Annotated in this window: 12 protein-coding genes and 1 other annotated feature; of the genes, 3 read left to right on the forward strand and 9 right to left on the reverse strand. The window is 43.5% G+C overall.

What is annotated here, in order from left to right; translation table 11 throughout:
* Position 1: 1 nt before the first annotated feature.
* The 8 genes from ACFPRA_RS06325 to ACFPRA_RS06360 form a co-directional block, all read right to left on the reverse strand.
* On the reverse strand, positions 2 to 1,273 hold the full coding sequence (locus tag ACFPRA_RS06325) for a dihydroorotase (RefSeq protein ID WP_381431831.1): 1,272 nt from the start codon (positions 1,271 to 1,273) through the stop codon (positions 2 to 4).
* The gene (locus ACFPRA_RS06330; protein ID WP_381431832.1) at positions 1,212 to 2,153 is read right to left on the reverse strand and encodes an aspartate carbamoyltransferase catalytic subunit; all 942 of its coding nucleotides are present in this window, start codon (positions 2,151 to 2,153) and stop codon (positions 1,212 to 1,214) included. The genes ACFPRA_RS06325 and ACFPRA_RS06330 overlap by 62 nt, the downstream gene beginning before the upstream one ends.
* 151 nt (positions 2,154 to 2,304) lie before the next feature.
* Positions 2,305 to 3,591, reverse strand: a complete 1,287-nt coding sequence (locus ACFPRA_RS06335) for a uracil-xanthine permease family protein (protein ID WP_381431834.1) — start codon at positions 3,589 to 3,591, stop codon at positions 2,305 to 2,307.
* 24 nt (positions 3,592 to 3,615) lie between these two features.
* Positions 3,616 to 4,236: a bifunctional pyr operon transcriptional regulator/uracil phosphoribosyltransferase PyrR gene (gene pyrR, locus ACFPRA_RS06340; protein WP_381431836.1), complete on the reverse strand. Its 621-nt coding sequence runs from the start codon at positions 4,234 to 4,236 to the stop codon at positions 3,616 to 3,618.
* Between the two features lie 135 nt (positions 4,237 to 4,371).
* A complete protein-coding gene (locus ACFPRA_RS06345; protein WP_381431838.1) occupies positions 4,372 to 5,274 on the reverse strand; it encodes an RluA family pseudouridine synthase in 903 nt (300 codons plus the stop codon).
* A complete protein-coding gene (gene lspA, locus ACFPRA_RS06350) occupies positions 5,274 to 5,750 on the reverse strand; it encodes a signal peptidase II (RefSeq protein ID WP_381431840.1) in 477 nt (158 codons plus the stop codon). Before lspA ends, ACFPRA_RS06345 begins: the two co-directional genes overlap by 1 nt.
* Positions 5,751 to 5,873: 123 nt before the next feature.
* Positions 5,874 to 7,598: a sensor histidine kinase gene (locus ACFPRA_RS06355; RefSeq protein ID WP_381431842.1), complete on the reverse strand. Its 1,725-nt coding sequence runs from the start codon at positions 7,596 to 7,598 to the stop codon at positions 5,874 to 5,876.
* Entirely contained in the window at positions 7,595 to 8,308 is a 714-nt protein-coding gene (locus ACFPRA_RS06360) for a response regulator transcription factor (RefSeq protein WP_381431843.1), read from the reverse strand. The genes ACFPRA_RS06355 and ACFPRA_RS06360 overlap by 4 nt, the downstream gene beginning before the upstream one ends.
* Positions 8,309 to 8,453: 145 nt before the next feature.
* Between ACFPRA_RS06360 and ACFPRA_RS06365 the strand changes: the two genes are divergently transcribed.
* The 3 genes from ACFPRA_RS06365 to ACFPRA_RS06375 are packed head-to-tail and all read left to right on the forward strand — an operon-like array spanning position 8,454 to position 11,669.
* Positions 8,454 to 9,656 (forward strand): DUF418 domain-containing protein, encoded by a 1,203-nt coding sequence (locus ACFPRA_RS06365; RefSeq protein ID WP_381431845.1) that lies wholly within the window; start codon positions 8,454 to 8,456, stop codon positions 9,654 to 9,656.
* 22 nt (positions 9,657 to 9,678) lie between these two features.
* Positions 9,679 to 10,173 carry a PH domain-containing protein gene (locus tag ACFPRA_RS06370; RefSeq protein ID WP_381431847.1) on the forward strand — a complete coding sequence of 165 codons (495 nt, stop codon included), beginning with the start codon at positions 9,679 to 9,681 and terminating at the stop codon, positions 10,171 to 10,173.
* On the forward strand, positions 10,170 to 11,669 hold the full coding sequence (locus tag ACFPRA_RS06375; RefSeq protein ID WP_381431849.1) for a PH domain-containing protein: 1,500 nt from the start codon (positions 10,170 to 10,172) through the stop codon (positions 11,667 to 11,669). Before ACFPRA_RS06370 ends, ACFPRA_RS06375 begins: the two co-directional genes overlap by 4 nt.
* 105 nt (positions 11,670 to 11,774) lie before the next feature.
* Here the strand turns inward: ACFPRA_RS06375 and ileS are convergent, their stop codons facing one another.
* Positions 11,775 to 14,537 (reverse strand): isoleucine--tRNA ligase, encoded by a 2,763-nt coding sequence (ileS, locus tag ACFPRA_RS06380; RefSeq protein ID WP_381431852.1) that lies wholly within the window; start codon positions 14,535 to 14,537, stop codon positions 11,775 to 11,777.
* Between the two features lie 188 nt (positions 14,538 to 14,725).
* Positions 14,726 to 14,945, reverse strand: a binding site (T-box leader).
* Between the last annotated feature and the right edge of the window lie 39 nt (positions 14,946 to 14,984).

Genomic DNA, 14,984 nt, shown 5'->3' on the forward strand with positions numbered 1-14,984 from the left:
GTCATTCCTCCCAAACGATATTACCGCCGAAAATCGTTTTGACTGGCCATCCTGCACATTTCCATCCATCAAATGGTGTATTTTTTCCTTTTGATACAAAGGTTGTTCTATCGATTGTCTGTTCTTTTGACAAATCTAGCAACACAAGATCCGCCGTTGCTCCGACTTCCAATGTACCGTATGGTAAACCGAAAACTTCCGCCGGTTTCTTCGTCATCCAATCGATCAATTGCTGCAATGTCCATTTCCCTTCTTTTACAAAATGCGTATAGAGAAGTGGAAACGCGGTTTCAAACCCGGTAATCCCAAACGGTGCTTTTTCAAAACCCGCCGCTTTTTCCTCTGCCGTATGCGGCGCATGATCTGTCGCGATGAAATCAAGCGTGCCATCCAGCAATCCTTCGCGAAGTGCTGCAAGATCGTCTTGCCCCCGGAGTGGAGGATTCATTTTCCAATCTGCGTCATTTCCTGGGATATCTTCTTCAGAAAGCAGCAAATGATGTGGGCTCACTTCTGCCGTAACATGAATTCCCGCTTTTTTTGCATCGCGGATAACCCGGACCGACTCTTTCGTACTGACATGACAGACGTGATAATGAGCGCCTGCCGCTTCCGCCAGTAAAATATCACGGGCGATATGGACCGATTCCGCAATGGACGGGATTCCGGGAAGACCGAGTTCCTTGTTCCGCTTCCCTTCATGCATGGCTCCTCCATAGATCAGCGTATTGTCTTCACAATGTGCAACGATTGGCATATCGATTTTCGCAGCATCCTGCATCGCTTCATACATCATTCCTGCTTGCTGGACACCCACTCCATCATCCGTAAAAGCGAATGCGCCATGCTCTTTCAATTCAGCTAGATTCGTCCGTTCCTTGCCCGCTTCACGAATCGTGATGGATGCATAAGGTAGGACACGGATCAGCGCTTTTTCGGCAATTAATTCATTGATCTTCGATAGATTCTCTTTCGTATCCGGCACCGGCCGTGTATTCGGCATCGCGCAAATGGTCGTATAGCCTCCTTTTGCTGCCGCTCGTGTCCCGCTGTCAATCGTCTCTTTCTGTTCGCCGCCCGGCTCCCTGAGATGGACATGGACATCGATAAAACCTGGTGCTACGAATAGTCCATTGCCCTCAATTATTTTTGCATCATTCGTCGTAAGATCCGTTCCAATTTCCGAGATTTTATCACCTGTTATTTTTATATCAGTTGTAAATAGCTTCCCTTCTTCGTTTAGCATTTGTACCCCTTGAATTAGTTTTTTCATTTTTCTTCCTCCCTTTCAAAATTGTGTCTAGTATTGCCATTCGTATGTAAACGCCATTTTCTACCTGTTTAAATATTCTGGACCTCGCGCATTCAATTAATGGTTCTGCAATTTCCACTCCGCGATTAAACGGCCCGGGATGCATAATGATTGCCCCATCTTTTAGCTGCTTAGCTCGTTCTTCTGTCAATCCAAAATGTTCGTGATAACTTTCATTCGTGAAAAGCGAGGTCGTTCTATGTCTTTCATGCTGAACGCGGAGTAGCATGACAACATCACTTGTTTCAATCAAGCCATCCCATTTATTCATCGTTTTGAATTCTCCTGCCCATTCTGTTGGACAAACGAACGTGACATTGGCTCCTAATCTCGTCAGAGCGTCTGCGTTTGAACGGGCAACGCGGCTATGCGCTATATCCCCCGCAATCACAATATTCAGTCCCTTGAATTTGCCAAACTCTTCGTGGATTGTGAACAAATCAAGAAGTGACTGCGTTGGATGTTGTCCCGATCCATCCCCTCCGTTGATCAATGAAATCGAAGTCTTCCCAATCAGTTGCTCATAATAGTTCCGTTGGGAATGCCGGATCACAAGCGCATCCAACCCGATTGCTTCGAGTGTTTTTACCGTGTCATAAAGCGTTTCTCCTTTTACCGTACTGGAATATTCTGATTCAAAAGGCAGTACTTCAAGACCTAGTTTTCTTTCCGCCAACTCAAAGCTCATCTTCGTCCGTGTACTCGGTTCAAAAAACAAATTGCTCACCGTATATTTCCCGGGCAATTCCCGATTTCCGAATTTTTTGAAGTTGTCAGCCCGATCAAGAATTGCCATGATTTCTGCTTCCGTTAGTTGACTCATTGATACTAAGTGATCCATACTGTTTTCCTCCCTCTCATTCTATTGAAAAAGCCTTTCCGGCAGGCGGAAAGGCTCGTTAGGTATGACGATATACACGTTCTTCCACTGTTGAAGAATGTGCGTCAAACGAACCTTTCCCTGTCTCTCTGGACAGTCATTAAAAGGTCTTCTATTCAGTTTCGTCTATTAGCGTCTCAGTTGTTTTTCCAGGTAAAATCAGATTCAAAAGTACCCCGACGATTGCGGCCAGTGCCATCCCTTCAATCTGAAATGTTTCGCTGAACTTGATCGTTGCGCCACCGATTCCGATGACAAGAATGACAGATGCGATTACTAAGTTTCGTTGATTGCCAAAATCGATTTTATGGTCGACCAGCATCCTCAATCCTGATGATGCAATGATTCCGAACAGCAGAATTGAGATCCCTCCTAGGACGGCTCCCGGTATCGTCTGGACGATCGCCATCACCTTCCCAAGGAAAGAAACAAGAATTGCCAGTACTGCTGCACCGATGATCACGGCGACACTGAACACGCGGGTAATGGCTAATACTCCGATATTTTCACCATATGTCGTCTTCGGCGGACCGCCGATCAATGAGCTGATAAAAGTTCCAAGTCCATCTCCGAGTATCGAGCGATGTAATCCGGGATCTTTTATATAATCCCTTTCGACGATTCGCCCAAGTACGAGCTGATGACCGATGTGCTCGGATATGGTCACAATGGCAATTGGCACCATGATTGCAAGTAAACTCCAGGTCACAGTAAACTCATAATCGATTCCTGGTAAGAGCATTTCTGGAACACTGAAGACCGGCGCTTCTTTGACAGCTGTGAAATCGACAATACCGATCACAATCGAGTAGATATAGCCAGCAATGATGCCGAGCAAGACAGGCATCAGACTAATGATCCCTTTGAAAAACATGATACAGATGATGGCAACTGCCAGCGAGACGAGCGCTGCCGAGAAATGCAAGAGGCTGTATACTCTTTCATCCCCTACCTGAATAGTGCTGGCATTCATGATCGCTACAGGTGACAGCGCAAGTCCGATAACGATGATGACAGGTGCCACCACAATCGGCGGTAGAATCCGCATGATGAATCGATGACCCGTTTTCCAGATCAGGAGTGAGATGAGTGCGTACACCGCTGCGACAAACATGCTGCCGATCATTGCACTGCCGATGCCGCCTTCTTGCGTCGCTATCTGGATCGGGATGATAAAGGCAAAGGACGAACCAAGATAAGCTGGGACTTTAAATTGCGTAATGATAATGAAAACAATCGTTGCGATACCACTTGTCAATAATGCGATGGCCGGACTTAACCCGACAAGTTGCGGGACGAGAATCGTCGCTCCGATCATGGCAAACAGATGCTGAAAGCTAAGTGTGAGCAATTTCCCAAGTTTCGGTGTTTCATTGACGTCTAATACTTTTTCTGACACCCTATTTTCCCCCGCAGCAATTCTTTATTTTTTATGGATTGAAACGGACTCTTTGCCGTCTGTTTCCTGCATACTGACAACGACCAGCTCTTCACTGGAAGTCGGTATGTTTTTCCCGACGAAATCCGGCCGGATCGGGAGTTCACGATGTCCTCTATCGACAAGCACTGCCAGTTGAATCGATGCTGGTCTCCCCAAGTCCATGACGGCGTCCATTGCTGCACGTACTGTTCTTCCTGTGTATAACACGTCATCGACAAGAATCACTTTTTTATCCTCGACATCATGTCTAATATCGACTTGCTGTACGAGCGGCTCTTCATTGTCGTGCTTATAAAGTAAATCATCCCGATAGAGTGTAATATCCAGTTCTCCCGTTTTAATCGGTTTCCCTTCAATCTGTTCAATTTTTCCTGCAAGACGTTCTGCAAGAAAAGCACCTCTTGTTTTAATGCCGACAAGTATACACTCATCGATTCCTTTGTTCCGTTCAATGATTTCGTGAGCAATTCGTGTGATCGCCCTGCCAATTGCTTGCTCATCTAAAATGATCGCTTTTTCCGTCATTTCTTTATCCTCCTTTACATTAGAAAAGCCCTCCTGCCTTAGATGGCGGGAGGGCGTACGTGCAGAAAAAGTGTACATCGAAAACTGCGCGCAGCAGTTCGACTGTACTTCCGTGCAACCTTCCCAGCCTCTCTGGACTGATTTTAAAGGTATCGCTATTCAGTTGCTTTGTTCAGTATACAATTCACGTTCTTCATTTGTCAATGCATTTTTTCAGTTTTTTCTCAACTGCTCCAGTAAAGCTTGAAAATCATCGGGGAGTGGACTTGTAAATTCCAGATATTCATCCGTTGCGGGATGATTGAAACCGAGGGTGCCTGCATGTAATACTTGACCTCCAAAATCGATAGTCTTTTTCGGACCATATTTCGGATCGCCGACAAGCGGATAGCCGATATATTTCATGTGCACGCGAATCTGATGGGTTCTTCCCGTTTCCAATCGGCATTCAACGAGCGTATAGTCTCCGAGCCGTTCAAGCACTTTAAAATGCGTCACCGCATGCTTTCCTTTGTCGATGATCCCCATGCTTTGCCTGTCCTTCGGGTCGCGTCCGATCGGCGCATCAATCGTCCCGTTATCATGCGGGATATGACCGTGGACAAGTGCTGTATACACACGGGTCACTGATTTGGCCACGAGTTGGTCGACTAACGAAACATGGGCCTGGTCATTTTTAGCCACCATTAACAGCCCGGATGTATCCTTATCGATTCGGTGGACGATACCGGGGCGGAGCACGCCATTGATCCCGGATAAGTCCTTGACATGGTACATGAGCCCATTGACGACCGTTCCTGTTGTATGACCCGGCGCAGGATGCACGACCATACCACGCGGTTTATTGACAACGAGGACATCCTTGTCTTCATAAACGATCTCAAGATGCAGATTTTCCGCAACGACATCCAGCTCTTCCACTTCCGGTTCGTCGACTGCAACGATATCCCCCTGTTTTACTTTATAATTCGGCTTCACAGGCAGAGTCCCTACAAGGACAAGCCCATCTTTCAACCATTGTTGAACTTGCGTGCGCGACCAATTCGGTTGGATGGTTGTCAACGCTTTGTCAATGCGGCTTCCTTCAAGCTCTTCCGTTATTTCGAATTTTTCCATTAAGACACCTTTTTCTTATTCTTTTTTTCATCCAAAATCATATGGATGATGATCAAAATGACCCCCACTGTCAACGCGGCATCTGCCACATTGAAAATCGGAAAATCATAATTGATGACCGGGATAAGGACATCGACAAAATCGACGACTTCCTTGCGCCACAACCGATCGATAAAGTTACCGATCGCCCCGCCAAGTAGAAACATCAGACTGATCCCAAAAATCGGATGCCCTTTTGCCTCTTTGTGGAAGAAATAGATGATACCTGCGACCACAATAATTGTGACGATATAAAACAACCACATTTGTCCTTCCAACATGCCCCATGCCGCACCTTTATTGCGATGGGATAGAAGCCCGATATAAGGATCTACAATGCTGATTCTTTCATAAAGTTCCATATTCTTTACGACAAGCCACTTCGTCAACTGATCCAGTAAGATGACGACTGCCGCCACAGCATAATAAATAAACAAGCCCAATTACCCCCGTCTGACAGATTACGTATCATTTTACCATAGGGACCACATGGGATGCCAGTTGGTGCCACGCTAACAGATCGCAAGAGTTGAAGTGAAAGTTGACTACAAGAGCACGAATCATAGCTTGATGACTACGGTCGTTCCTTTACCCACTTCCGATTGCACTTCAATTGAACCGCCATGTAATTTGACAATCGCATAGGCAATACTCATGCCCAAACCTTCCCCTTCTGTCCGTTCATCTGTACTCGTTCCTCTGTAATAGCGTGTAAATAAATGGTCAACGAACGTTTCGTCCATTCCCTTTCCGTTATCCATAATCATAATCATTGTTGTATGCTGCTTACAAACGACTTTCACATGCACTTTCGTTCGGGGTGGATTATGCTTCATCGCATTTGAGAGTAAATTATCGAGCACACGGATAAACCATTTTGGATCGATTTCGACTTCACAACGCTCATCGGATCGTTCGAAAGAAATTAGATGGCTGTTCAACGTGAAATCGTCTTGGTATTTAACGACCAGGTCATGGATAAAAGCATTCATATCGATGCGTTCTTTCTGAATCGCAATGGCGCTATTTTTCAATTGGAAAATAAGTGAAAAATCATTCACTAAATCGACCATATAATCGGACTTATCCCGAATGACTTGGCCGATCTGCTGTAATTCTTCTCTTGTATAATCATATTGACCACTTTCCAACAGATGGCCGTATCCCTGGATGCTGGATAAAGGCGTCCGCAAATCATGGGAAATGCCTGCCATCCATTCTTCCCGGGTTCTTTCCAACTGCTTTCTCTCTTGTTCAGCAAGTGAAAGTTTTTCTGACATATTGGAAAAGGTTTCAAATACTTCCTTATACAAACGATACCGAAACTTTACCTTACCGTTTTTCTTATAAATTTTCTGATGCTCTTTTCCCGATAGCACATCTTCATATTGCTTTTGTTCAACGATTTTTAACCAATTCATGAAAAGTAGTAAAGGTTTTCCATAACGATAGCCATTCCAAATGGATAAGACAACGAGGATCACCATGCTAATGAGTAGAACAAGCGCGAAAGTTTGCAACTCCCTATTGGAGAAAAACCGAATTGAAGGGCTCTTAAATGCATCATTCAATTCATGATAAACCCACGCACTATTTGCCGTATTGTCATTCACCACATATGCCTTTGTTTCATAATTACCCGGCACATGAATACTCCCCACTACATCTAGCATCTTTGTCGGAGTCGGAAGATTCTCTCCTATTTTTTCGACTAACTTTCCATCTTGATAGATTTCGAGCATGCCCTCATGCTTGCTCACTTCTTTTTCAAGATCCTCTTTTCGATCATTTCTTACAATGCCCGCATCACTATAAGAATCATACCAATCCGTCAATAATTGTTGCTGTTTGTCAATATAACCGAATAAATAATAATAAGGCTGCGGCTTCCCCGTTTCAAAATACGTATCCACTGTATAATTGCCCAACTGATTCGTTTTTTCGATGGCAAGTAAATCATTCATCGTATAAATGCGTTGGAAATGATCCGGTGTATTGAATGCGTAAATGACTTCTCCCGTCCCATCAATAATTTGTACCCACATCTGATGTTCGGATAAAGTACTTTTCCAACTATCATTCAATTCAACTTGTCCATCTCCCCCGATATAAGAACTATAAGGAAGGTTTTCTACAATCGCTTTTTGGGGATTTGATTTTAATTCGTCTTTTGTAATGAGATGCATCGCCAGGATAATTAACAAGACGACAATCAAAAATGTGGCAATAAAGTTCAGGATAAATTGAGTTAAGAACTGAAACATCATTCTATAATTGATGTTCATTCAGCAGGATCCTTTACTAACTTATAGCCTAAACCACGAACCGTGACTAAATGGATAGGACGGCCCGGATCCGGTTCAATACGCTCTCGGATTCTCCTTATATGAACCATCACCGTATTATCATCTGCCATATGCTCATACCCCCATACAGCCGTAAAGAGCTGTTCTTTTGACAGCACACGGTTGACATTGTGACAAAAATGGACGAGCAACAAAAATACTTGCGCCGGACATGGCGTCAAAACACCATTGACGATCAATTCCCCTGCATCCTCATCGACGATACAATCTCCGAAACGATGCACTCTTTTGTTCATGTTAGCAAGCGTCGGATCATATGTTTGCTTGCGTTTTAAATGAGCTTTTATCCGCGCGACAACTTCCAATGGGTTGAAAGGTTTCGTCACATAATCGTCTCCGCCTTTTTCAAATCCTGTCAATACATCCATATCTGAAACCCTAGCTGTCAAAAATAAAATAGGAGCATCCGTATAAGCCCGGATTTTTGTACAGAGCTCAAATCCATTCATATCCGGCAACATGACATCCAACACGATGAATTCCGGTGCGTGTTTGTGAACCATTGCGAAAGCTTCCGTCCCTGTCGTGGCAGTATAAATACTTGTAAACTTTTCCTTCGTTAAGACCATTTCTAACATTTGTAAAATCGCTTGTTCATCGTCTACCAATAATATTTTACTATTTTTCATATGATCACCCATATTTATCCTATCATAGGAAGCTTAACGGAACCTTACTACATCACATGAAAATTAAGGTGAAAGTAAGGTGGACGTTCATCTGGCGAAAACAAGGAAAGTTACGATAGGTATTGAACAGAAGGAGGAGAAACAGATGGAGAAACGGATTCACATCATTGACGGCATGCGAGGTTTCAGCTTATTCGGCATCTTATTGGCAAATTTATTGATCTTCCAATACGGCTTATGGGGCAAAGATGAGATTCACTTATTCCCCCTATCTCCGTTGGATAAAAACTTTTATGCTTTCACTAAAATTGCGATAGAAAGCAGTTTTATGCCGATTTTCACTTTCTTATTCGGTTATTCGATGATGATGATGCGGGAACGGTTCGCCCACAATAACTTAAGAATCAAATGGCATCTTTTCAGACGATCCTGCTTGTTGGTCATCATCGGAATTTTACATGCCACGTTTTTATGGGATGGCGATATTTTATTGCTCTATGGTGTGATGGGATTGTTCTTGCTTGTATTTGTCAATCGCAAAGCGAAAACATTACTCATTTGGGGAAGCGTCTTGTTTTTAGCAATCGCTTTTCTCAACTTATACCCTACCGAGGATGAAGAACTTCTCGAACCGGCATTGTTGACATCGTATATTCACACAACAACGGAAGTTTACCAAACGGGTTCTTATTCAGAAATCACAACATATCGCAATCACAGCGAAGATCCCCTGTCCCAAAGTATGAGTGAAGGTGAAATCGGCGCCATCCTTTTATTGATGCCATTCACGATTGCGCCGATGTTTTTATTCGGGATGTATGCAGCCAAAAGAGGTTTCTTCCGCCGTCCACAACAAGAGAAAAGGCATTACTTGATTGGCGCTGTAATAGGCCTCATTTTAGGGTTAGGTATGAAAGCGTACGGTTATTTTCTCGCACAAACAAGTTTTGTCATGATTGGCGGGATTATTCTTGCTTTCGGTTATATCAGCTTGATCGGACTGCTATACAGCAAGTTCCCAACCTCCCGTTTAGTCATGTATTTCGAACAGGTCGGTAAATTATCATTGACGAATTACATTTTCCAAACAGTTATTTGTACGACCGTTTTTTATGGATATGGCTTCGGTTTATTCGGTAAAGTGGGCGTTTTTGAAGCGATGCTATTCGGCATCCTAATTTTCGTCATGCAAATCGCCTTCAGTTGTCTTTACATCAAATACTTCCGCTACGGTCCTTTGGAAAAAATCGTACGGATTGGTACCTATTTATCCTTTTCCAACAAACCGAAAAAACGAAAAGGAGCCCGCAAATCTTCTTCCGAACAAAATCTTTTAAATGAATTATAAGCGAAAGATAGGCGGTGATTTTTTGACTAGTACATTGAATGCACCTCAGAAGCGTTTAGCAAAGGAAGCCATCAAAGTTTGGCTTATTAGTGACATGATTGCGAATTTAATCGGATTCCTCGTCCTTGGCATCCTCTTTTACCTGGATATTCGATTTTCCTGGAAAGAATGGATTCGTTTGCTCCTCATCATTCTGACCGTTTTCGCGTTGATTGGTGGGGTCTGGTCGCTGATTTATCCCTTCTTATCGTACAAAAATTGGCGTTACGATGTGGATGAACATTTTTTGCAATTAAAATTAGGGGCTATAAAAGAAATGCATCAACTCGTTCCTATGACAAAAATCCAATCGGTCGCAACAGAACAAGGGCCTCTTCTTAGAAGATATGGCCTCTGCTCCGTTTCAGTTGAAACGATGGGATCCTCCCATTCGATACCTGCGCTTCCCAAAAGAGCGGCGATTGAATTACGAAATCAAATTGCTACATACGCTAAAATTAAGGAAGTGGAACAATGACGAAAAAAAGGCGTTACTCTCCACTTGTAATGCTGTTCGAATTTGGGAAATTAGGAAAGAACTCTTTTTTCTTCGTTGTTTTTCTTTATGTTATAAAGGCAGATTCTACATCGCTTTTCATTACATATGGACGGATTATTTTTCTTCTCGTGTTTGTTCTGACAGTTTTTTCAATCATCTATCAATGGTTTACTCATCAATACGAATTGGATGATAAGTCTTTCCATCTTTACAAAGGGCTTTTCAATAAGTCGGAACGAATCATTCCATTTTCTAAAATTCAAAACATTAATCGGCGTGCCCCTTTATTTCACCGTATATTTAATATGACCTCTATCCATTTTGAAACGGGGATGATAGGCGACAATGCAGCTGTAACATTTAAAGTTATCTCTCAAAAAGAAGCCGAGCGAATAGAAACATTTCTTAAAAGCGCTACGAAGCATAACGAGGTCTATCCGAATGATGGTTTCGATGAGCCACCAGTGGAAGTTGGGCATCATGCTCCGAATCGGATCATCCATTTTCAATCCACAAGAAAGGACATTTTCAAAGCATCCTTTACATCATTAAGTTTTCTAATTCTAATTCCTTTCATCGGCTCATTTTATTTCAAAACCAATGAAATTTTTGATGTGAGGCATACAGCGGAAGGACTTTTTGAAAGAATGATAAGCACGTCGTGGGCTGTGACCATCACTGTGATTGTACTTACCATAGCCTCCGTAGCCTTCGGCATTGTAAAAACATTTTTGAAGTACGGAAACTATGAAATCTCTTCAGATTCAGATTATATTTATATTTCGAAAGGTGTCATCGATGAAACAGCATTCTCCATCTCGAAGGAAAGGGTACAGGCCATCGAAATTGAACAGTCTTTGCTGAGAAGATGGTTTGGGTTGGCCGGCGTGAAACTGACAAGTCTAGGCAGTTTAAGCTCTGGTGAACATAAGCTCGAAGTGAATACGCTCTATCCTTTCCTGCCTGTTCACAAGGCATATGCCATGATTGCGGATATTCTGCCGTCCTATGCGATCACAAAGGAAATGACTCGCCTTCCAAAGAAGGTGTTTTGGCTGCGCATGCTGTGGCCAAGCTGGTTTTGGCTCATAGTGACGGGATTTTTGCTTTATTTCAAGCCAACAATTTTAAAGTTAGAACAAGCCTGGCTGATTCTATCAGTAGTCCTTTTGTTTTGGATTTTAGGCGTAAGATGGCTGGATTTTCTCCATACCCGCTATAGAATGAATAAGCACTTTATGCAGTTTAAAAAAGGCGTGTTAAAGACTTCCTTATTCATCTCAAAACGAGAAAAAGTGATCGAAGTAAATGTGACACGAAACCTCGTTCAAAAAAGGTTGGGCCTTGCATCGATTCGAACAATAAATAGAGGAAAGCCAATCCGTCATGCAGGTGTGGATGATGTGCCAATAGAGTTCGCAAATGCATTTGTGAAGTGGTATAAGGATCGGGAAAATGAAGTTACCGTTGAATGAACTACCCTGTAAGGTGCCACTTTACAGGATATGTCCACCGATTTAACACCAAAAAAGCGGCTGTGACTAGTCTTTCTAAAAAGACCGTCACAGCCGCTTTGATCATTATGCGTAATATTTTTTCACAACATCTGCACAGCGTGTACAAAGTGTAGAATGTGTATCGTCCTGTCCGACTGTTTCTGAAATCGTCCAGCAACGTTCACATTTTTCACCTTCTGCTTTCTCCACGAGGACACTTACCGTATCGAGTTTCAAAGTCCCTTCAGGCATGTGATTCACATCACCTTCAGCAAAATTGGATACGATGAAGAATTGTGCGTAGTCGATATCGTCTGCTGCAAAAACACCTTGTAAATTTTCTGGAAGTGCTACCGTCACTTTCGCTTCGAGCGATTTTCCGATCACTTTCTCATTCCGTGCTTCTTCAAGTGCTTTTAATACATCATCACGGATGAGCATCAGCGTAGCGAAACGATCTCGTAATGCCTGTGCTTCTTCTCCAAGATCCTCTGCTTCCGGCATATCAGTCAACTGTACGCTTTCCACATCGACATGTGCCATATACGCCCACATCTCATCCGTCGTATGCGGAATGATCGGTGTCAATAGTTTCAGCAATGCCAACAATGTATCGTACATAACGGTTTGCATCGCCCGGCGGTGCGGGTGATCCACGCCTTCAATGTAAACAACGTCTTTTGCAATGTCGAGATAGAACGAGCTCAATTCGCCCGTACAGAAATTATTGACCGCATGGTAGACGCCTGCAAATTCATAATTCTCATAAGCCTCACGCACTTCTTTGATCAGATCCTGTAAACGTACATAGACGAATTGGTCAACTGGACGTAAATCCGCAAAAGCGACAGCATCCGTCGCAGGATTGAAGTCAGATGTATTCCCGTGTAGGAAACGAAGCGTATTCCGGATTTTCCGATACACTTCTGAAACTTGTTTGAAGTTCGAATCCGAAACGCGTACATCTGCCGTGTAATCGACAGAAGATACCCATAGGCGGAGAATATCCGCTCCAAGCTGGTTCATCACTTTAGCAGGTACAATAACGTTCCCAAGTGATTTACTCATTTTGCGTCCATTGCCATCCAAAGTGAACCCATGGCTCAACAGACCTTTATAAGGTGCATGGCCGTTCATGGCAACGCTTGTTGTCAATGAGGAGTTGAACCATCCGCGGTACTGGTCAGATCCTTCCAAGTATAAGTCAGCTGGGTAAACGAGATCATCTCGTTCTTCGAGAACTCCTTGATGTGTTGAACCGGAGTCGAACCAAACGTCCATAATATCTGTCTCTTTTGTGAATTGGCCGTTCGGGCTGCCTTCATGTGTGAATCCTTCTGGAAGGAGATCTTTCGCTTCCCGTTCAAACCAAACATTGGAACCATGTTCACGGAATAGTTGTGAAACATGTTCAATCGTTTCATCCGTAATGATCGGCTCACCATTTTCCGCGTAAAAGACCGGAATCGGAACACCCCATACCCGTTGACGGGAAATACACCAGTCACCACGATCACGGACCATATTATACAGACGTGTTTCACCCCATGATGGCGTGAATTTCGTATTGCGGATCGCTTCTAGTAACTCTGGACGGAATGATTCGATGGAAGCGAACCATTGAGCAGTCGCACGGTAAATGACCGGCTTTTTCGTACGCCAATCATGCGGATACGAGTGCGTGATGAAGGATAATTTCTGTAATGCCCCTACTTTATCGAGCGCTTCCGTAATCGCTTTATTGGCGTCATCATAGAATAAGCCTTCAAAACCAGGTGCTTCGTCTGTCATGACACCTCTATCATCCACCGGAGAAAGCACATCCAAGCCGTAAGATTTGGAAATGTAGAAGTCGTCTTCCCCGTGACCAGGCGCCGTATGGACACAACCTGTCCCCGCTTCCGCTGTGACATGCTCACCTAGCATGACAAGTGAATCACGATCATACAATGGGTGTTTTGCTACAACGCGGTCCAACTCGGAACCTTTCAATTCGCGTTCGACAGAATAATCTTCCCAACCGATTTCTTCCGCTACGAAAGCAAGGAGATCTTTGGCGATTAGGAATTTCTGCTCTCCGACTTTGACGATGATATACGTAAATTCAGGATGTACGGAAATCCCTAAGTTTGCCGGAATCGTCCACGGAGTCGTCGTCCAAATTAAGAATTGAACATCATTTTCAACAACATTTTTCCCGTCTTTCACAGGGAAACCAACATAAATAGATGGGGATTTCTTGTCTTGGTATTCGATTTCCGCTTCAGCCAATGCTGATTCACTTGACGGGGACCAGAATACCGGTTTTAAGCCTTTATAGATATACCCTTTTTTCGCCATTTCACCGAACACTTGGATTTGACGCGCTTCAAACGCAGGCTTCAATGTGATATAAGGATTTTCCCAATTCCCACGTACGCCAATTCGTTTAAACTGGGTACGTTGATTGTCGATCTGGCTATAGGCATAGTCTTCACACATTTTTCGGAATTCCGCAATGGAGTGTTCTTTCCGTTTCACGCCTTTGTTGACAAGCGCTTGTTCGATCGGCAAACCATGTGTATCCCAACCCGGAACATATGGTGCATGGTATCCAGTCATCGATTTATGACGGACAATCATGTCTTTCAACACTTTGTTCAATGCATGGCCCATATGTAAGTCTCCGTTTGCATATGGCGGTCCATCATGCAAAACAAAAAACGGGCGGCCTTGCGTGCGTTCCTGTACTTTGCTGTAAATATCCATCTCATCCCATTTTGCTTGCATCTTTGGTTCATTGTTTGGTAAATTTCCACGCATCGGAAATTCAGTTTTCGGCATCAGTAACGTATCTTTATATTCCATTTGATTTCCTCCTTAGATTTCAATCAATTGCAAATCGAACAGCGAAGAGTTCGATTTGCCTTAATTTCTGCGTTCTTTGCAGAAATTAAAGCACTTTCAGGACGTCGGGAACTTAGACTGCCTTCCATTCTTCATTCAGCAAGTGTTTGGACACTTGCTGAATGAAAATAAAAAATCCCCGTCCCTAAAAAAGGGACGAGGAGTCATTCTCGCGATACCACCCTACTTGCAACAAACAGATTTGTTGCCACTCAGACACCGTAACGGGGTGTAACCGGGAGTAGCGTACTAAGCATTCCGCTATCCAGCTCGGGAGTGATTTTCGTTTCCAATTGTAGACCAGGCTCCCACCATCCCCGGCTCGCTTCATACAATTTTGGAAAGTACTTTCTCTTTCAACGCCTATTGTGAATATATGCACATTATTATATGGGTCAATTATACTGA

The organism is Sporosarcina soli (assembly GCF_042655805.1).
GTDB classification, from domain to species: domain Bacteria; phylum Bacillota; class Bacilli; order Bacillales_A; family Planococcaceae; genus Sporosarcina; species Sporosarcina soli.

Excerpts from the sequence above, each read along its gene's own strand:
- ACFPRA_RS06325 (WP_381431831.1), bottom strand. The coding sequence starts at position 1,273 with ATGAAAAAACTAATTCAAGGGGTACAAATGCTAAACGAAGAAGGGAAG.
- ACFPRA_RS06365 (WP_381431845.1), top strand. The coding sequence starts at position 8,454 with ATGGAGAAACGGATTCACATCATTGACGGCATGCGAGGTTTCAGCTTA.
- ACFPRA_RS06360 (WP_381431843.1), bottom strand. The coding sequence starts at position 8,308 with ATGAAAAATAGTAAAATATTATTGGTAGACGATGAACAAGCGATTTTA.
- ileS (WP_381431852.1), bottom strand. The coding sequence starts at position 14,537 with ATGGAATATAAAGATACGTTACTGATGCCGAAAACTGAATTTCCGATG.
- ACFPRA_RS06330 (WP_381431832.1), bottom strand. The coding sequence starts at position 2,153 with ATGGATCACTTAGTATCAATGAGTCAACTAACGGAAGCAGAAATCATG.
- pyrR (WP_381431836.1), bottom strand. The coding sequence starts at position 4,236 with ATGTACACTTTTTCTGCACGTACGCCCTCCCGCCATCTAAGGCAGGAG.
- ACFPRA_RS06345 (WP_381431838.1), bottom strand. The coding sequence starts at position 5,274 with ATGGAAAAATTCGAAATAACGGAAGAGCTTGAAGGAAGCCGCATTGAC.
- ACFPRA_RS06375 (WP_381431849.1), top strand. The coding sequence starts at position 10,170 with ATGACGAAAAAAAGGCGTTACTCTCCACTTGTAATGCTGTTCGAATTT.
- ACFPRA_RS06355 (WP_381431842.1), bottom strand. The coding sequence starts at position 7,598 with ATGAACATCAATTATAGAATGATGTTTCAGTTCTTAACTCAATTTATC.